Annotated in this window: 17 protein-coding genes; 5 read left to right on the forward strand and 12 right to left on the reverse strand. The window is 65.9% G+C overall.

Annotated elements, in window-relative coordinates:
• Positions 1-74: 74 nt before the first annotated feature.
• Positions 75-1,241: a tyrosine-type recombinase/integrase gene (locus BMI89_RS00005; RefSeq protein WP_078569350.1), complete on the reverse strand. Its 1,167-nt coding sequence runs from the start codon at positions 1,239-1,241 to the stop codon at positions 75-77.
• Between the two features lie 253 nt (positions 1,242-1,494).
• Positions 1,495-3,153, reverse strand: coding sequence for an iron ABC transporter permease (locus tag BMI89_RS00010; protein WP_246831955.1), 1,659 nt, complete (start codon positions 3,151-3,153; stop codon positions 1,495-1,497).
• Between the two features lie 182 nt (positions 3,154-3,335).
• Between BMI89_RS00010 and BMI89_RS00015 the strand changes: the two genes are divergently transcribed.
• The gene (locus BMI89_RS00015; protein WP_078569351.1) at positions 3,336-4,211 is read left to right on the forward strand and encodes a hypothetical protein; all 876 of its coding nucleotides are present in this window, start codon (positions 3,336-3,338) and stop codon (positions 4,209-4,211) included.
• 48 nt (positions 4,212-4,259) lie between these two features.
• Here the strand turns inward: BMI89_RS00015 and BMI89_RS00020 are convergent, their stop codons facing one another.
• Positions 4,260-4,511 carry a DUF2312 domain-containing protein gene (locus tag BMI89_RS00020; protein WP_078539603.1) on the reverse strand — a complete coding sequence of 84 codons (252 nt, stop codon included), beginning with the start codon at positions 4,509-4,511 and terminating at the stop codon, positions 4,260-4,262.
• A gap of 206 nt (positions 4,512-4,717) precedes the next feature.
• Here BMI89_RS00020 and BMI89_RS00025 point away from each other — a divergent pair, with 206 nt between their 5' ends.
• Positions 4,718-4,933: a hypothetical protein gene (locus BMI89_RS00025; RefSeq protein ID WP_075774390.1), complete on the forward strand. Its 216-nt coding sequence runs from the start codon at positions 4,718-4,720 to the stop codon at positions 4,931-4,933.
• A 29-nt stretch (positions 4,934-4,962) separates the two neighbouring features.
• On the opposite strand, the gene BMI89_RS00030 is transcribed toward BMI89_RS00025, so the two are convergent.
• Together BMI89_RS00030 and BMI89_RS00035 are read right to left on the reverse strand one after the other, a co-directional pair.
• Positions 4,963-6,984 (reverse strand): enoyl-CoA hydratase-related protein, encoded by a 2,022-nt coding sequence (locus tag BMI89_RS00030; protein ID WP_078569352.1) that lies wholly within the window; start codon positions 6,982-6,984, stop codon positions 4,963-4,965.
• Between the two features lie 131 nt (positions 6,985-7,115).
• Positions 7,116-7,454 carry a TraR/DksA family transcriptional regulator gene (locus BMI89_RS00035; RefSeq protein ID WP_078539605.1) on the reverse strand — a complete coding sequence of 113 codons (339 nt, stop codon included), beginning with the start codon at positions 7,452-7,454 and terminating at the stop codon, positions 7,116-7,118.
• A 194-nt stretch (positions 7,455-7,648) separates the two neighbouring features.
• Between BMI89_RS00035 and BMI89_RS00040 the strand changes: the two genes are divergently transcribed.
• Positions 7,649-8,074, forward strand: coding sequence for a YeeE/YedE thiosulfate transporter family protein (locus BMI89_RS00040; RefSeq protein WP_078519514.1), 426 nt, complete (start codon positions 7,649-7,651; stop codon positions 8,072-8,074).
• Entirely contained in the window at positions 8,074-8,574 is a 501-nt protein-coding gene (locus BMI89_RS00045; RefSeq protein ID WP_078569353.1) for a DUF6691 family protein, read from the forward strand. Before BMI89_RS00040 ends, BMI89_RS00045 begins: the two co-directional genes overlap by 1 nt.
• A gap of 42 nt (positions 8,575-8,616) precedes the next feature.
• On the opposite strand, the gene BMI89_RS00050 is transcribed toward BMI89_RS00045, so the two are convergent.
• The 6 genes from BMI89_RS00050 to BMI89_RS20765 all read right to left on the reverse strand — a co-directional run bounded on the left by BMI89_RS00050 (position 8,617) and on the right by BMI89_RS20765 (position 15,047).
• Complete coding sequence (locus BMI89_RS00050) at positions 8,617-9,852, reverse strand: FliM/FliN family flagellar motor C-terminal domain-containing protein (protein WP_078569354.1); 1,236 nt, start codon at positions 9,850-9,852, stop codon at positions 8,617-8,619.
• A gap of 81 nt (positions 9,853-9,933) precedes the next feature.
• Positions 9,934-12,660 carry an ATP-binding protein gene (locus tag BMI89_RS00055; protein WP_078546459.1) on the reverse strand — a complete coding sequence of 909 codons (2,727 nt, stop codon included), beginning with the start codon at positions 12,658-12,660 and terminating at the stop codon, positions 9,934-9,936.
• A gap of 1 nt (position 12,661) precedes the next feature.
• Positions 12,662-13,000, reverse strand: a complete 339-nt coding sequence (locus tag BMI89_RS00060) for a hypothetical protein (RefSeq protein ID WP_232621727.1) — start codon at positions 12,998-13,000, stop codon at positions 12,662-12,664.
• Positions 13,000-13,395, reverse strand: coding sequence for a response regulator (locus BMI89_RS00065; protein WP_075774383.1), 396 nt, complete (start codon positions 13,393-13,395; stop codon positions 13,000-13,002). The genes BMI89_RS00060 and BMI89_RS00065 overlap by 1 nt, the downstream gene beginning before the upstream one ends.
• Before the next feature lie 51 nt (positions 13,396-13,446).
• Entirely contained in the window at positions 13,447-14,805 is a 1,359-nt protein-coding gene (locus BMI89_RS00070) for a helix-turn-helix transcriptional regulator (protein WP_078569355.1), read from the reverse strand.
• 74 nt (positions 14,806-14,879) lie between these two features.
• Positions 14,880-15,047 carry a hypothetical protein gene (locus BMI89_RS20765; protein ID WP_165756911.1) on the reverse strand — a complete coding sequence of 56 codons (168 nt, stop codon included), beginning with the start codon at positions 15,045-15,047 and terminating at the stop codon, positions 14,880-14,882.
• A gap of 172 nt (positions 15,048-15,219) precedes the next feature.
• Between BMI89_RS20765 and BMI89_RS00075 the strand changes: the two genes are divergently transcribed.
• Positions 15,220-16,383, forward strand: a complete 1,164-nt coding sequence (locus tag BMI89_RS00075) for a mechanosensitive ion channel family protein (RefSeq protein ID WP_078569356.1) — start codon at positions 15,220-15,222, stop codon at positions 16,381-16,383.
• Positions 16,384-16,427: 44 nt separating this feature from the next.
• On the opposite strand, the gene BMI89_RS00080 is transcribed toward BMI89_RS00075, so the two are convergent.
• Positions 16,428-16,892, reverse strand: a complete 465-nt coding sequence (locus BMI89_RS00080; RefSeq protein ID WP_143593774.1) for a hypothetical protein — start codon at positions 16,890-16,892, stop codon at positions 16,428-16,430.
• Positions 16,893-16,909 lie beyond the last annotated feature (17 nt).

Here is a 16,909-nt window from a genome sequence, read left to right on the forward strand (position 1 = left end):
TTGCTCAACCTGCGCCGATCGGCGTAAACACCAACCGGGCTCCGGTCGTGGCTGGATGAAAGACCCATGGCAGGTCAGTAGCCCCCCTCAGTTGGGACGTAGTTCAACATGAATACGCCATAGAAATGGCGTAACGAGTGGGGAGTATAATTCTCTTTTCCTGGAGGAGCGGGAATTCCGGCTTTCTTGCATGCGCGTAAAAACGCTGCGCGTTTGCTCTTATCCGATACCTCGCTGTAGGGGCGGCCATTACCTCCTGCGGTAATGTCTTGGAACACCATATGGTCTGGGTCTTTCGGGCGGTGTTCATAGCGGACGTAGTCAGCCAGCGCTTCGAAAAACACATCCCGCAATTGAGGAAGAATGTATGTTTCAGAGTATTTCCTCCCCTTGAAACGAGGGCGATACTCCTCTGGCATTTGGTCAGCGTAGCGATCGCTATCGGGATCGAATACGAAAACCTGCTGCGCTTCGATATCGATGGCGTCCCAGGTCAGCTGTGCCGCCTCGCTGTGCCGCAATCCTGCCCCGGCCATTAGGGCCCAGACAGCACGATCGCGATAACTGGTGCTTGCATCCAGAAGGGGATGCACCCATTCGACAGGGAGGTCCCTTTTGTCGTCCTCTTGGGACCGCGTCTGCGGCGACTTGACGCCGCTTCCGCGTGGCTTCTCTATTCCTTCCGGCTTTGCTCGGACGACGTTTGCAATCATGGATTTTTGCATGATCTGCCGAACCTCAGAGTGGCTCCGTTTGGCTTCGGTCAGGCGCTTGAATAGGTCTTTTGGCGATGGTGTTTCCGCGTGCGTTTCGCCGTGCCACTCAGCGATCTGTTCTTCTAAGTCGGCGCGATAGTCGGATAGTTTGAGAAATCTGTTGATTGCTGCGGCGGCGCTGCTTGCTGATGAGCTATCCAAGCGCTTTAGGCCGAGGCTTCTAACGATTTTTATATGATCATTTGTGGCCGTTGGCCCGGCCATCCGTGCGGGGAGGTATCTATCTACGGCCTTCAGGAGTTCGTAGCGGGAGCATGGCTGCCCGAAAACACCGGCATCGAAGAGGTAGTCCAAAAATTGAGCGACGGCCTCTGAGTAGCGTTTTACGGTGGCTGCGGCCAAGCGCGCATTGATTAGTGACTCGGTATAAGTGTCGAACACCTCGACAAAGTTACCGTCGCCGTCGATCAACCTATGGTTGACATATTTTCCGTTCTTGGTAGCGAGCCGCTCGAAGTTCCTCATTTGTTCTCCTCTGCGAAACGAGGTGTCGACGATACAATTTAAGGTGTATCTGTCAACCGCGCGTGGTTTTTGCGAATTTGTTAATTCTTGCAGGGACTTAGATCAGAATTCCCGGGCGATTTTTCTGTATCTCTTACAGGGTAAGATAAGAACCCCCGACCCCCTGATTACAAATCAGACGCTCTACCAACTGAGCTACGCCGGCGTGACCGGCCCGCAATAGCGCGGCTTGGAAATTCGTGCAAGACGCCGCTCAGCGGGAGCGGGCAAGATCGGCGCGCGCTTGATCTGCGCGGGCGAGGATCGCGACCGCGACAAGGCCCACCGCGCAGACCAGAAGTGCGGCAGGCGAGGCATCGCCGAGGTTCTCTAGGCTCGCCTTTTCCTGCGTGCGCGTGGCCAGCGTCTCGAAATTGAACGGGCGCAGCAGCAGTGTCGCGGGCAGTTCCTTCACGCAATCGACGAAGACCAAAAGCAACGCCGAGCCGACCGAGCCGCGCATCAGCGGCAAGTAGAGGCTGCGCAGGACGCCGCCCGGTGTGCGACCCAGCGAGCGCGCCGCCATCGGCAGCGAGGGCGGCACGCGCCCGAAGGCGGCGTCGCTCGCCCCTTGGGCGATGGCGAAGAATCGCACCACATAGGCGAGGATTATCGCGAAGGCAGAACCCGTCAGCAGCAGCCCGGGGTCGTGGCCGGTGAGCGCCAGCACGGCGTCGGCCAGCATGTGATCGAGACCGGCGAGCGGAATCAGGATGCCGACCGCCAGCACCGCCCCCGGCGCGGCATAGCCCAGCGTCGTCAGCGGCAGCACCGCGCGCGGCAGGCGCTGGCCCGACAGACGCACCCCGTAGACCATGAACAGCGCCAGCGTCACCGTGATCGCGGCGGCCGCGCCCCCGGTTAGGATCGTGTGCCACAGCGCGAGCCCAAGGCCCCGGCCGAACCACGCCTCGGGATTGGCGAGCGCATGACTGCCCATCACCGCGACCGGCAGCACGAAGCCCAAGGCGACCGGGAGCACGCAGGCCAGCGTCGCCACCCAGGCAGCCACACCTTTCAGGCGTTGTGGCTGCACTGGGCGGGCCTGACGCGCGCTTTGGTAATAGTGGACGCGGCGGCGCGAGAGCTTCTCGAGCATCAGGAGCGCGAGCACGATCCCGAGGATCACCAGCGCGAGCTGCGCCGCCCCGCCCGCATTGCCGCCCGAAAGCCATGTCGAGAAGATGCCTGTCGTCAGGGTTTGCACGCCGAAATGATCGACGACGCCGAAATCCGCCACCGTCTCCATCATCGCGATCGCGGCGCCTGCGGCGATGGCGGGACGCGCAAGCGGCAGGCCCACGCGCCAGACCATCCCCCACGGCCCGGTGCCGAGGGCGCGGGCGACCTCGTAGCTGGCGCCGGATTGCTCGCGCAGAGCCGCGCGGGTGATCAGGTAGATATAGGGGTAAAGCGCGGCCGAGAGCACGACCACCGCCGCCTCGCGCGAGCGGATCTCGGGGAACCAGTAATCACGCGCCGAGGCCCAGCCGAAAGCGCCGCGCATCGCGGTCTGCACCGGGCCGGAATAGTCGAGGAAATCGGTGAGTGCATAAGCGCCGACATAAGCCGGGATCGCGAGCGGCAGAAGCAGCAGCCATTGCAATATGCGATGCCCCGGGAAGCGATACATCACGACAAGCCACGCAGCCCCCGCCCCGATTGCGGACGCCAGCAGCCCCACGCCGCCTGTCAGCACCGCCGTATTGGTCAGGTAGCGCGGCAGCACCGTCGCGATCAGATGCGGCCAGATATTGTCGCGCGGATCGAGCGCCATCCAGCCGACAGCCAGGATCGGCGCCAGCACTAGCACCGCAATCACCACGGCTCCGAGCGACCACAGGCCGCCCCCCGCACGCAAGCGCCCGCGCAAGGCCGGCGCAGGAGGGACCGAGAGGGATTGAGCGGATTTGGGCACGGGCTTTCCCGATTAGTTTTGTCGGAATTGTCTCGCCCCTCCTACCCCGAAACACATTTGCCTGTCCAGAACGGAGCGGCTAGAGTGAGCGCCAACAATAAAGGCTTGACCGGCCAGACGATATTGAGGCGCGCAGAATGAAAGTCGTTTTCCATCTCGGAGCGCATTCGACCGATGAAGATCGCATCGTGGGCGCGCTTTCGAGCAATGACCGGCTCCTCGAGTCTCACCGCATCGCCGTGCCCGCCCCCCGCAGCTACCGGATGGTGCTGCGCGATGCTTTGGTCTCGCTGAAAGGCGGGCCTGCGCCGCAGGATGTGCAGGACGCGATCATCGAGGCGAGCACCGAGGCTCCAGTGCTGGATCGGCTGGTATTCAGCCACGCGTTTTTCCTGTGCATCCCCGAGCGGGTGATCACCAAGCGCGGCTTCTACGCGATGGCGCCGGGCAAGCTCGCGCCGCTCGCGAACCTCTTTCCCGATGCGGAGACCGAGTTCCATCTCGCGCTGATCAACCCCGCGAGCCTGATCCCGCAGCTGGTCGCCCGTCTGCCCAAGCGCAGTTACGAGCAGATCATGGAAGGCCACGACCCGCGCGAGCTGCGCTGGGAGCCGCTGATCCGCCAGATGGTGGAAGCCGCGGGCGGGCGGCGCTTCGTGATCTGGTGCAACGAGGATTTGCCACTGATCTGGCCCGAAGTGCTGCGCTCGGTCGGCGGATTGCCGGAGGATCAGGCGCTCAAGGGCGACATGATGGTGCTGCGTCAGATCATGCCCGAGGAGGGGATCGAACGGCTGCGCAGCTATTTCGCCGCGAACCCGCCGAAATCGGTGCTGCACCGGCGCAAGATCGTGGCGGCCTTCCTCGACAAATACGCCCAGCCCGAGGCGCTCGAGATCGAGGCACCGCTGCCGGGTTGGACCGATGAGCTGGTCGACGAGATCACCGCGCAATACGATGCCGATGTCGCCGCAATCGCGCGGATGCCCGGTGTGGAGTTCATCGCCCCCTAAGCGAAGGGCGCGGTTCGCGCCGGAACATCGCCCGGCGCGCAATGGCGCTCAGCCCATACCCAGCGCGGATTTGTAGAGGTCGAGAATCGCCTCTTCCTCGGCCACGTCATCCTTGTCGCGTTTGCGCAGCGCTACGATTTTCTTCAGCACCTTGGTGTCATAGCCGCGGGCCTTGGCCTCGGACATGATGTCCTTCTGCTGCTCGGCGATGTCTTTCTTCTCGGCTTCGAGGCTCTCGAACTGCTCGACAAACTGGCGCAGCTCATCGGCGGTGACATTGTAGGCGGCATCGTTGGGCATGGGCCTCTCCTGCTTGCGAACGGGGGTCGGCGCTCTGACTAGCCCGAGCGTCTGCGCGCATCAAGAGGCGGCGCGCGCGGATCGGCGGGTTATGGGAGGACGCCCGCCCCTCCCGCTTCTTCCCGCAAGATTACGGGCGCCCGCGTTTTTCTTGCCATACACCCGGCGACGGGCTAGGCAGGCGCGCGCAACTTTCGGAGGCCGCAATGGAAAATCTGATCTGGGCAGGGGCCGTCGTCTCGGTGATCGGGCTGTTCGGCATCCTCTATTGCATCGTCAAAGTGGCCAGCGCCAAACGCGCCGGCCTGCCCGATGAAGAGCTGCGCGCTCGGCTGCAAAAGATCATCGCGATCAATATGGGCGCGCTGTTCGTGTCGGTGATCGGGCTGATGATGGTGGTGCTGGGTATCTTCCTCGGCTGAGGCGGCCCTGCCCCTTCAGGCACGCCCCCTTACGCGTCGTCGAGATCGGCGAAGCATTTGCCGTTGCGGATCAGCACATCCCATAGCGTGACCGGCTCGGGCGCGCCCTCTTCGGCCAGCTCGCGCAGCAGCTTGCGCGTCCCAAGAAGGCCCGCGCGGTCGGCGGCGAACATCACGCCGCCCATCTGCGGCGCAAAGCCCAGCACATGGCGTGCCGCAACGTCGATATCGCCCGCGCGATGCGCCTGCGCGTGCTGCAAGAGCCCCGCGCCGCAATTGGCAAGCTCGGCCAGAATCCGGGCGCGGATGCGCGCATTGGACAGACGCCGCGGCACGATCCCGGCCTCGTCGCGCAAAGCCGCCAGCGCCTCGGCCTGATCGGGCACCGGGCGCGGCGTGCCCTCGGACCAATCGTAAAAGCCCTGTCGCCGCGCGCCGCTCGCCGCGGCATCGAGGGCGAGCAGGCTGAGAAGCGGGCCGAACGGGCGATGCAGCCGAACGAAATCCTCCAGCACGGCGTCGACGCCCAACCGGTCGGCCAGCTCCAGCGGCGGGCGCGTGCCGCCTGCCTCGCGGATCGCCGCATCGACCTGCGCGACCGAAGCCCCGGCCAGCACCGCGCGCTCTGCCGCGGCGATATAGGCGACGCGCAGATGATCGGCGATGCCGCCCGCGCCCGGGCCACTGCGCAATACCTGCGCCCCACCCTGCCGGAGCAGCCCAGCCATCGCGTAGAGATCGGCAGGCAGCGCGCCCTCGGGCGGCACGAGCTCACACAGATCGCCGGTGCAGCGCAGCCCGAAGTCCTCCGCGCCGTCAGCCAGATCATCGGCGTTGCGCGCGCTCAGCGGCGCGGGCGGGAAATTTCCTTTGCCCGAGGCGATCAGCGCATCCGAGCCCGACAGCCCCTCGCGGGTCATCGCCGCGCCAAGCCGCGCCCAATCGGCCTCGCGAATGTCGGGTGACAGAGCGCCGGACTGCACCGCGATCTCCTGCTTGCGCGCGATATCGGCAAAAGCCGTCTCGATCGCGGCGGGGTCGCTTGCGCCGAACACGACTTCGTGCCCGGCGGCAAGCAAGCCTCCGGCCATCGCGGCGGGCTGATCCCAAAGGCCGATGCGCAGCGGCGCGGGCGCGGTAGGCGTGCCCTCGCCGGGCAGATGCGCGGCGCGGCGCGTGGCCCGTGCGGCGTGGCGCAACGCCTGTGACAGCGGCGCCTCGAGCAATTCCTGCAAGGCGACCGCCTCGACATCGAGCGCCTCGTCGAGCGGCAGCAACAGCGCGCCTTCGACCACTTCGAACAGGCGCGCGCCGACCGGCGCAAGCGCGCCCTTTCCCAGCTGTGCCCGCAGCGGCGCGAGATCGTTGAGATAGGTTGCGGGATCGTCGAGCGCGGTATCGGTGCGCGGTACACCCTCGGCGATCAGCATATCGAGAGCGGCGGCAATCTGGCTGCGATCGGTCGCGCCCAGCACAAGATCGCATTGGCCCTGCGCCCGGGCGGGCTCGGCCTCGACCTCCTCACCGGCGGCCACGATCGCAAGCGCCCGCGCACCGCCGATCCGCCGCGCGAGCCGCACGAGGCCGCCTGCACCGACGAAGCCGCCAAGCGCGAATTCCGGTGCCGCAAAACAGGTATCAGGATCGGCGATGCGCAGATCGGCGGCCTGCGCCAGCGCCATCGAGCCGCCCGCGATCCGCCCGGAGAGCCGCGCAAGCACCGGCAGGTCGAGCGCCCCGAGTCGTCGGCAAAGCTCCGACAGGCTCGGCACCTCTTCGCCCTTCGCCGGGCGCGGCGTGATCGCGTCGAAATCTTCCAGCGGATCGGGTGCGCAGGGCCAGCCCGCCGCACCGCCCTGCAGGACCAGACCGCGCAGACTCTTGTCGCCTTCGACCCGGTCGAGCACGCCGCCGATCGCGCGGCGCATCTGGGCCGTGATACCGGCCCGCGCGCCCTGATCGTCGAGCGCTGCGAGCGTCAGCCAAGCCAGCCCGTCCTGTGTGCGAAATTTCACCCGGTTCGCCATCGTCCCCCACTTGTGGCGGGGCATTCCGTGCGATCCACCGCCGCGCGAAGTTTAAAGCGAAGCAGGTTCAAAACAAAAGGGAAATCGCGCATCCCCGGGGGATGCGCGCAGGGGCAATTGACTGCCCCTGCCCGTTTAAAACTATAGGCCCAGGGTTACTGGCGGGTCGCCTTCGCGCCCGGTGCGTGCGCCCGGCAAAACGGCGTTGCGGGCAGCAGATCGAGCCGCGCCTCGTCGATGCGCTCGCCGCAGGTGACGCAATAGCCGTATTCGCCCGCCTCGATCCGGGCCAAGGCGGCGTCGATCGCGCGGATCTCGGACTGCGCCGACTGGCCGAGGTCTTCGAGAACCTCGTCGCTCTCATGCTCGATCGCGGCGTCGTCCCAATCCTTTTCTTCGTGGCTCTCAAGCTCGGATTCGACCTGCGCCATCCGTTCCGAGAGTTGCGCCCGGCGGGTTTCGAGTTCGCTCTTGCGCGTTTCAATCGACTTCATCCTGTCCTCCTTGATCGATACAACCACCTAAACAGGCAAGCATTTATCCGCCTTGACGCAAATCAACCGGTCGCACTCACGCACATATGCAGATATCAAATTGCTTGCACCCTCACGGGCGTGAGGTCTAGCATTACAACTCTGACGGGTCCGGGAGAGCCCGTTCGATCCGCAATTGAGCACAGGGAGAGCTCATGCATCAAGATTGGATTTGGGGCCTCGTCGGAGGCCTGATGATTGGCGCGGGCGCGGGCCTGTTCTTGCTGGTCAACGGCCGGATCATGGGCGCAAGCGGCATTATCGGCGGGCTGGTCGACGGCTCGGGCCGCGAGACCGTGTCCGAGCGCGTGGCCTTCCTCGGCGGGCTGATCGCGGTGCCACCGCTTCTCGTGCCGCTTTACACAACAGTCGACACCCATATGACCAGTTCCGTCTGGGTGATCGTAGCCGCAGGCCTGATGGTGGGCCTGGGCACGCGGATCGCAAATGGCTGCACCTCGGGCCACGGCGTCTGCGGCATCTCGCGATTTTCGCTGCGCGGGATCGTCGCCACTGCCTTCTACCTGCTCGGCGGTGCGCTGGTCCTCGTGATCTTCCGGCATTTTCTGGGAGTGATCTGATGCGCAATTTCTTCGCATTCCTCTCGGGAGGGCTGTTCGGCGCGGGGCTTCTCGTGGCGGGCATGGTCGACACGAAAAAGGTGCAAGGCTGGCTCGACGTATTCGGCGACTGGGATCCGACGCTGGCCTTCGTGATGGGCGGCGCGGTGAGCGTGATGTTCTTCGTCTGGATTTTCGCGAAGCGCCGCGAAACCTCGATGCTGGGCTCGCCGATGCCGGGGCCCTTTCCGCGGCTCGTGGATCGCAATCTCGTGCTCGGCTCGCTCCTGTTCGGTGCGGGCTGGGGCCTCGCGGGGCTCTGCCCCGGCCCCGCGATGGGCTCGCTGTCCTTCAATGGCTGGGAGGGCTGGCTGTTCCTGATCGCCATGGGGGTAGGGATGGCGCTCGCACCGCGGGCGAAAGCGTGGCTGAGCGTTCTGGATCGCAGCACGCTGGAAGTGCCGCCCTGCGAGAACGGGACCAAAGAGGCGTCCGCGACCTCCGCGACGCGCGGCGCGTAAGTCGCCGCAGCCTGCATTCGCGCCCCCATCGCGGGGATGCGATCACATGCCCGATTGAATCTTGAGCGGCGGCAGCGCGTCGTCGTCTTCTGTCGAGGAGAGCGCATCAAGATCGAGTGGCTCTCCAAAATCCATGTCGGGTTCAAGCCCGTCAAACCCGCGCGGCTCGGGCGCGTGGGCGGCATCGACGCCACACTCAGGGTCATATGCCGGATCGAGCGGGTCGCCGAGGCTGGACAGGCCCGGCACCTCGTCGAGCGTCGGAGCCTGCGCATAGGGCGACGCCCCGGCATCGAACGTCTCAGCCCCCCGGCCAACGCCATTCGCCGACTCGTCTTCCTCGCGCAGGCGCAACGCACGTAGCCCGTGGCTCTGGCCGAGACGGGCGAGCGAGAGCTTGCGCCGTCCCTGCGCCTCGAGCGTGATCTTCTCCAACGCGTCTTCCGGAATCGGGATCTCTGTGCCGGGGCGCAGCTTCAGCACGGTAGACAGTGGCAGCGTGACGCGGTGCAGGACCGCTTCGAGCTGCGCGGAGGCCGCCAGAATGGAGCGTTCGAACGTGTCGGACCAGTCGCGCGCGGGATCTTCGAGCGTGAAGCTTTCCGCCTTGGGCCCCGCACCGCCCTCCGGATTTTCGCCCGCCGCCGGGGCCGCGCAGCGCATCGCCCCGCCCCGCCCTTCGCGCGGAACCGCCCAGAGGAAGCCGCCGCTGCGTTCGCCCCCGGTGCCGAAGCCAAGCTGCCCCGTCCAGACCCGGTAGCTGACATCTTCCAGCAGCAGGCCAAGCGGCCGGGGATCGTCGAGATGCGAGGCGAAGCGGAAGCCCCCAGCCCAGGAAATCGCCGGGTCGCTGATCAAGCCCTCCTCGATCTCGGCCAGCACCGCATCGACGAAATCGGCGGCGATGGCGGCATCGATCCGGGTGGGTTTGCGGGGGGCAGGCATGGTCTTGCCGAACCGTCCCATCGTCTGCATCTCGATCAGCGTGGCCAAGGTGGCGGGCGGCAATGCGAGCACGCCAAGCGCCTCCCCCGGCCCTTCGATAACCGCGAGCAGCGACAGATCTTCGAGCATCTCGGGCAGATCGGCGAGTGACCGCGTCGCCTCCTCGATCGAGGCGACCTGCAGCGGCAATTCGAGCATATCCTGCGCGACCTTCGACAGGGCGAGCGTGATCGCGCGTGCAGGCGTGATCGGGGCCGCGCCCGCAACCGCCTTCGCCGCCTCGGTCTTGCGCCGCAGCACCGATGTCTCGCGCTCGTGAACCATGGCCTCCATCCACCCGCCTTCGGGGTCTCATGGCTCAGCTTTGGCAGATCGAGGTTTACAAAACGTTGAAAATGCCCCGAGTTTCGCGGCTTAGCGAGAAAGGGCCGCGCTCTCGGGCGGCTGATCGGAGGGCGCGCGCTGATCGCTGCGCCTCAGCGGCAGACTGATGCGGAATGCGGCCCCTCCCTGCCCGGGCACGTAATCGATCGTGCCGCCCAGATTGGTCATGATCTCACGGCAGATCGCGAGGCCAAGGCCCGCACTCCCCGCGCGGCTTTGATCGGTCAGACGGGCGAATTTCTCGAAGATCAGCTTCTGGCTCTTCTTCGGAATGCCCGCGCCGTTGTCGATGAAGTCGATCTGCACCCGCTTGCCGCGGCGCTTCACCTCGATCCGCAGTACCGCCTTCTCGGCATCGCAATACTTCCGCGCGTTCGAGATGAGGTTGATCATCACCTGCACCAGCCGATCGGCATCGGTGAAGATCGGCATATGCTCGGTCGGGAAATCGCGCTCGATGCGGAAGGCGCGCTCGGGCTGGGTCGAGGAGGCCGATTGCACGGCGCGATTGATCAGGTCGTGCAGATTGGCGACCGAGACATTGAGCTGTGCGCGGCGGTTCTCGAGCACGGAGAGGTCGAGCAGATCGTCGAGCAGCCGGGTCAGGCGGCGCGCTTCCTCGTGGATGATCTCGGCATATTGGGCGCGCATCGAATCCGGCAGATCGGGCTCCATCAGGATTTCCGAGAAGGCGCGGATCGAGGTCATCGGCGTGCGCAGCTCGTGGCTGATCTGGCTGAGGAAGCTGTCCTTTTGCACCGACAGATCCTGCAGCTTGTCATTGGCCTCCCGCAGCGCCCGCGCCACCCGCGCGAGCTCCTCGGATTTCGCCTCGAGCCGCGCGGTGTATTCCTTGGCCTCCGCCGTCTCGCCCGCCACGGCGATCAGGTCCTGCATCGATACGGAGGTGCCGCCGGTGAGCTGCGCGATCATCGCATGCGCCGTCGAGGCCCCGACCGAGCCCGCCAGTTTCCGCTCCAGCCGGGCGAGGAAATCGGGTGTGGTGTCGGGCAGGAACCCGGCCTTGCCCTGCCCCGCCGCCTGCGCTTGGAAGAAGTGCTGCGCAGGCTCGGCGCCGAGAATCCGCTGCGACATCGACAGCAGGTCCTCGGCCTCGGCGCCGCCTTGCACCCAAGAGCGCGCTGCGGGGCTTTGATCGTAGATATTGACAAAGGCCACGCCCTGCAGCCGCTCCATAGGGCCGGGGAAGGACAGCATCGAGAAGACCAGAAAGGCCAGCGTGTTGAACAGCAGCGACCAGAACAGCGCATGCAGCAGCGGGTCGAGTCCCGCGATCCCGAACAGCGCATGCGGGCGCAGCCATTCGAACCCGAACAGCCCGTGATCCAGAACGATCTGCGGTATCAGCCCGGCATCGCCCACCGAGGGCAGAAAGAGCGTATAGGCCCAAAGCGCGAAGCCGATCACCAGCCCCGCCGCCGCCCCCACATGGGTCGCGCCGCGCCAGAAGATGCCGCCGATCAGCGCGGGCAGAACCTGCGCCGCGCCCACGAATGCGATCAGGCCGATCGCCGCCAGCGCCTCGGAGCCGCCAGACATCCGGTAATAGGCATAGCCCATCGCCAACACCGCGATGATCGAGACCCGGCGCGAAGCCAGAACCAGCCCGCGCACATCGCCCTGGGCGCGCGGCCCCTCCCGGCGCAGCGCCAGCCACAGCGGCGTCACGATATGGTTCGAGACCATCGTCGCGAGCGCGATTGCCGCCACGATCACCATGGACGTCGCCGAAGAAAACCCGCCGAGGAAGGCCAGCAGCGCCAGCTTTCCTTGCCCCTCCGACAGCGGCAGCGTGAGCACGAACAGATCGGGGTTCGCGCCCTCGGGCATCCGCTCGAGCCCCATCACCGCGATCGGCACGACAAAGAGGCTCATCAGCATCAGATAGGCTGGAAAGGCCCAGCTTGCGGTCGCGAGGTGCCGCTCGTCGACATTCTCCACGACGAGCACCTGAAACATCCGCGGCAAGGTCAGGATCGCGGCTGCGGAGACGAAGGTCAGCCCCGCGAAGCGTCCCGGATGGAGATCCCATTCCGCGATCTTCGAAGCGTCGATCCGCGAGAGCATGTCCATCGGCCCGCCGCCGAGGCCCCAGACGACGAAGACGCCCACCGCGACCAGCGCGACCAGTTTCACCACGGCCTCCAACGCAATCGCGGTGACAACCCCGTGGTGCCGCTCGTTCGCATCGAGGTTTCGGGTGCCGAAGAGAATGGTGAAGATCGCGAGCCCGCCCGCGATCCAGAGCGCCGTCGCCCCTTGATCGGGCAGCGCCCAGCCCTCGGGTGTGCCAGCCGCGAAGACGCCGAAGCTCAGCGTCACCGATTGCAATTGCAGCGCAATGTAAGGCGTGGCGGCGGCGACCGACATCAGCGTGACGATGACGCCCAGCGTGTTCGACTTGCCGTAGCGGCTGGAAATCAGGTCCGCGATAGAGGTCACTCGATGGGTGCGCCCGATCCGCACCAGCTTGCGCAACACCCACCACCAGCCGACGAAGACAAGCGTCGGACCAAGGTAGATCGTCAGGAATTCCAAGCCCGAGCGCGCCGCGTAGCCGACCGCGCCGTAGAAGGTCCAGGCGGTGCAGTAGATCGACAGCGACAGCGTGTAGATCACCGGCGAGCGTAGGAAGCGCAAGCGGCGGCGCTGCGCCCGACGTTCGGCCACGAACGCCACCGAGAAGAGCACGATCACATAGGTCAGGCAGACCGCGACGAGATTGTTGAAGGGCATCTCAGCCCTCCGGCGGCGGCGCGTCCGACGCGCGGTCAGTGGGTGCGGCGGCGGTCGGGGCCTCGGCCTCGCCATTGCCTTCTGGCACGTCCTCTGCGTTGAGCACCGGGCCCAGCCCGCGGGAGATGGCGAAAGCCGCGACGATCAGCACGATCCAGACCGCGAAAAGGTAGAGCCCGCCACGCCCGGTGTCGGGCACAGGGGTCTGCGCCGGGTGCCACAGACCCGGCATCATGATCAGCACCAGCCCGACAATCGGCAAAAGCCGCGCCGCATCCATCAGGCGGCGGCGGCGATAGGAACGGCGGGCAAGAAAGAGCGGCTGGCCCGTCTGCGGCATCAGGCGGGCTCCCGGCGCGCTGCGCCCCCGCCGGTGATGGCTTCGAGCTGGTCGAGCACATCGCCATTGGCAAATGGCTTGGCGAGGAAGGCCGTCGCCCCGGCGCGGGTTGCGGCATCGCGGTCGCGCCCCTGCCCGCGCGCGCTGAGCATCAGAACGGGCAAATCGCGCAGCGCGGCATCCGCGCGCATATCGGCAAGGATTTCGAGACCGGAGCGCCCCGGCAGCATCAAATCGAGGATGATTGCGTCGGGCGGATCGCCGGTGATGCGCGCCATTGCCCGCGCGCCGTCTTCGAGCACCGACACCGTCCAGCCCGCACGCGTCAGGATGAACCGGATCGCTTCCGCGATATGCGGCTCGTCCTCGATCAACAGCACCTGTCTTTGCGCCATAGCCATCCCCCTCACCCGACTATCGCCACCGTGTCGCGCCCTGTCAAACCCTCACGCCCTCCCCGCCGACGCATCCGCGACGATCGAGGGCTCGCGCCGCCCCGGACACTCGCCACGCGGGCAGATCCGGCACGACGCCCCGATCGGGCGCCCCGGTGCATCAGCGCTCTGCGCGGGGGCTGGCAGGATCAGCATGGTGGCCCGCATCAGCACCGGACCGTCGAACCCCGTCGGACGCGGCTCGGAGACGGCATAGGTCAGGAAGCGTTGCGGCAAGCGCCCCGCCATATCGACCAGCGCCCGTATCGGCTGCATCGGCCGCGCGAGCGCCTCATAGAGCGGCCAGAGCGGACAGGCGGCGGCGAAGCGCGGCAGCAGGAATCCGGGGGCTGCGCGGCGGAAGGTCAGGGTGCCCGAGCCGTCGCAGACCACCAACCCCGGTTGGCCAAGCCCCGGCGCGCCCTCTGGCAAGGCCGCGAGCCGCCGCAACATCTGTGCGAGCGGCACGACGAAGCGCGCCGCCAGCGCGCCCGGGTCGGGGCCGAGCTCGGCCAGCGCCGCCAGCACCGGGTCCAGCGGCAAGGCCCGCGCATCCTCCGCCTGCCGCTGCAAATGGCCGCGCGCCAGTTCCCGGGCCGCCGAGGACGCCAATTCCGGCGCGCCCGCGATCAGTGCTTCCGGATCGTTGCCCGCCTCCTCCAGTTCCGGGACATGCCAGCCGCGCGCTTCGAGCCACGCCTCGAGCTGTTCTTGCGGCGAGGACAGGCCGGTCTCCGCAGTTTCCATCTCGTCGAGATAGCCGACCAGCGCCTCCGCGGTTCCCGACAGGCGCAGGCTTTCCTCCTGGATCGTGTTGAGAAACCGCGCACGCCATTCCGGCTCGATATCCTCGGTCTCGACAAGGATCGCGGCGGTGGAGCGCAGCGAGGTCACCGCCGAGAGCACCTCATGCAGCGATGTCAGCAGGAATGGGTCCTGCGCCATGCGCTCGGCATAGGTTTCGACCACGCGCTCCAACTCGGCCAGCCGCGCCTGACGGTTCACCAGAAGCGCGGCCCATGCGGGAAAGCGACCGACGAATTCCTCGATCCGGTCGAGATCGGGCGCGGCTTGGCTGGTACCGCCTGCGCCATTGCCGCTGCCTGTCTCCGCCAGTTCCAGCGACGCGACCGCTTCGCGCAGCCCTGCGAACAACGCCCCTTCCGCCCCCTCGCCCAGCGTGACCGGATCGACGCCCATCGCACCCGCGATCCGCTCGATCAACGCATCGCTGACACGGCGGCGGTTGTGTTCGATCAGGTTGAGATAGGCTGCCGAAATCCCGGAGGCCCGCGCCAGTTCAGCCTGCTTCAAACCAAGCGCATTGCGCCGCTCGCGGATGCGGGTGCCGGTCAGCGGGGAACGGGCCATGTAAACTCCTCCTGCACCCGTTTTTACAAACAAGTGCAGAAGAAGAAAATAGTTTTACAGCGGTTTACAGGACCTCAGCAGGATCCCGTTCCAGAGGGCGCGACCGTGGCCATGCCCGATATACCCCCGACACCCGGCTCGCATTCCCCGATATCGCGTTCAAGCTGCGTACAGCCTGCAAACGCGACCAGCGCGACGAGCGCGGCAAGCTGTGCGGCGGTTGCGAAAAAGCGGTTTTTCATGGCTCTCTCAAATTCTCGGCATGGGACGATTTCCCCATATGTCATTCTACATTGCCGGCCTGTTCGCTCTATGATCGACGTCAATTCCCGGCCCGATTTGACAGCTCCGCCCGATGCGCCATCATCAATGCGGCAGCGCAGCATAACAGCGCGGCAATTCGCGGAGACCCGGATGGAGCCCGAGACGATCGAGACCGAACTGGCGAGCGCCATCGATACGGCGCAGAAATTCCTGCCGGACTGGGCGGTGGCGCTGATCGCCTATGTGATCGCGGCGTTGATCGCGCTGCTGCTGTTTAGGGTGTTGTTCACGGCGCTCAACCGCGCCGTGGCCGATCGCGATCTGTTCTGGCGCTCGCTGGTCGCGCGGGGGGCGCAACCGATGCGGTTGATCCTGCTGATCGCCGCACTTGGCTTTGCGAACGGGCTCGCCCCGACAAGCCCGGCCGCGACCACAGCGATCACCCACATTCTGCTCGTCGCGCTGATCCTCTGCCTCGCCTGGATCGCCTATACCGCGCTTTACATCTGGACGACGATCCATCTGCGGCGCTTCAAGCTCGACGCGGAAGACAACCTGCTGGCGCGCAAGCACGTCACCCAGACCCGCATCCTGATGCGTGTGGCGAAAGTGATGATCGTGATCATCGCGGTCGCAGCCGCCCTGATGACCTTTCCCGCCGTGCGCCAATATGGCGTGTCGCTTCTGGCGGCGGGTGGCGCGGCGGGTATCGTGGTTGGTCTTGCACTGCAGCCGGTGCTCAAGAACCTCTTTGCGGGCATTCAGCTTGCCCTGACCCAGCCGATCCGCATCGACGACGCGCTGATCGTCGAGGGCGAATGGGGCAATGTCGAAGAAATTACATCGACTTATGTCGTCATCCGCATCTGGGATTGGCGGCGGCTCGTGGTACCCTTGAGCTATTTCATCGAGCAGCCTTTCCAGAACTGGACCCGCGAAAGCGCCGATCTGATCGGCACCGTCATGATCTACCTCGACCACACGGCCGACGTCGCCGCGATCCGCGCGAAGGCCGAAGAGATCACCCGTGCCGATCCGCTCTGGGACGGTAAGGTCTTTGCCCTGCAGGTGACCGATTTCCGCGAGCGGGTGATGGAGGTACGCATCCTCGCCTCCGCGCGCAACGGTCCGCGCACCTACGATCTGCGCTGCCATATTCGCGAGGAGCTGGTGGCGTGGATTCAGGCCGAAATGCCCCACGCATTGCCCCGCACGCGGGCCGATCTGTCGCCGGCGGAGGCGGCATTCCTCGGCGCGTCCTCCGGCGAAGCCGCAACAACGGAGGCACCACCCGACGAGATGCCTTCCGCATAAGAGCTTGCCCCATCTGTCTCCCACGAAGTCTCGGCATCCCGGCGCTAATCGAAGGCCCCGAAATGCGCCCCGTAATTCACGGCCCGGTTGGAGCACCTATCCATCGCATCCACGAGCCATTGGCGATCGGGCACAGGTCTGCCGATCAGATGGTGCCCGAGCGCATCTTCGCCCTTCGCGATATTGCCCGCGACATCGCCGCTGAATGTCAGCAGGCGCTTCAGCCAGAAATCCTGCGCCTGCCCGATATATCCCCCGCTTCCGCCGCCCGAGAGCGCACGGACCACGGCGAGGCAATAGGCGGCCTCGATCGGCTGGGTGGGCGTGTCGAAAAGGTAGCTCGGCGGAGCCGCGAACTGGCTTTTCCATGCGAGGTAGAACAGCCCGCCCGCGACGCTGATCACGACGACTGCGTAGAACGCGGTCAGGGCCGGGTGCGTGCGCTGCTGACGCCTGCGAGCCCGTGCGCGGGCGCGCGCACGCTGCGCGGTCATTGATCGATCGGCCATGCGAGTGCCTCCTGCCG

Origin of the sequence: Thioclava sp. F36-7, assembly GCF_002020075.1 — a bacterium.
Taxonomy (GTDB): domain Bacteria; phylum Pseudomonadota; class Alphaproteobacteria; order Rhodobacterales; family Rhodobacteraceae; genus Thioclava; species Thioclava sediminum.

Bases quoted from the DNA above. Each gene is read 5' to 3' on its own strand.
- BMI89_RS00005 (WP_078569350.1), bottom strand. From the start codon at position 1,241: ATGAGGAACTTCGAGCGGCTCGCTACCAAGAACGGAAAATATGTCAAC.
- BMI89_RS00015 (WP_078569351.1), top strand. From the start codon at position 3,336: ATGAAAGTCGTTTTCCATCTCGGAGCGCATTCGACCGATGAAGATCGC.
- BMI89_RS00020 (WP_078539603.1), bottom strand. From the start codon at position 4,511: ATGCCCAACGATGCCGCCTACAATGTCACCGCCGATGAGCTGCGCCAG.
- BMI89_RS00025 (WP_075774390.1), top strand. From the start codon at position 4,718: ATGGAAAATCTGATCTGGGCAGGGGCCGTCGTCTCGGTGATCGGGCTG.
- BMI89_RS00030 (WP_078569352.1), bottom strand. From the start codon at position 6,984: ATGCCCCGCCACAAGTGGGGGACGATGGCGAACCGGGTGAAATTTCGC.
- BMI89_RS00035 (WP_078539605.1), bottom strand. From the start codon at position 7,454: ATGAAGTCGATTGAAACGCGCAAGAGCGAACTCGAAACCCGCCGGGCG.
- BMI89_RS00040 (WP_078519514.1), top strand. From the start codon at position 7,649: ATGCATCAAGATTGGATTTGGGGCCTCGTCGGAGGCCTGATGATTGGC.
- BMI89_RS00045 (WP_078569353.1), top strand. From the start codon at position 8,074: ATGCGCAATTTCTTCGCATTCCTCTCGGGAGGGCTGTTCGGCGCGGGG.
- BMI89_RS00050 (WP_078569354.1), bottom strand. From the start codon at position 9,852: ATGGAGGCCATGGTTCACGAGCGCGAGACATCGGTGCTGCGGCGCAAG.
- BMI89_RS00055 (WP_078546459.1), bottom strand. From the start codon at position 12,660: ATGCCCTTCAACAATCTCGTCGCGGTCTGCCTGACCTATGTGATCGTG.
- BMI89_RS00060 (WP_232621727.1), bottom strand. From the start codon at position 13,000: ATGCCGCAGACGGGCCAGCCGCTCTTTCTTGCCCGCCGTTCCTATCGC.
- BMI89_RS00065 (WP_075774383.1), bottom strand. From the start codon at position 13,395: ATGGCGCAAAGACAGGTGCTGTTGATCGAGGACGAGCCGCATATCGCG.
- BMI89_RS00070 (WP_078569355.1), bottom strand. From the start codon at position 14,805: ATGGCCCGTTCCCCGCTGACCGGCACCCGCATCCGCGAGCGGCGCAAT.
- BMI89_RS20765 (WP_165756911.1), bottom strand. From the start codon at position 15,047: ATGAAAAACCGCTTTTTCGCAACCGCCGCACAGCTTGCCGCGCTCGTC.
- BMI89_RS00075 (WP_078569356.1), top strand. From the start codon at position 15,220: ATGGAGCCCGAGACGATCGAGACCGAACTGGCGAGCGCCATCGATACG.
- BMI89_RS00080 (WP_143593774.1), bottom strand. From the start codon at position 16,892: ATGGCCGATCGATCAATGACCGCGCAGCGTGCGCGCGCCCGCGCACGG.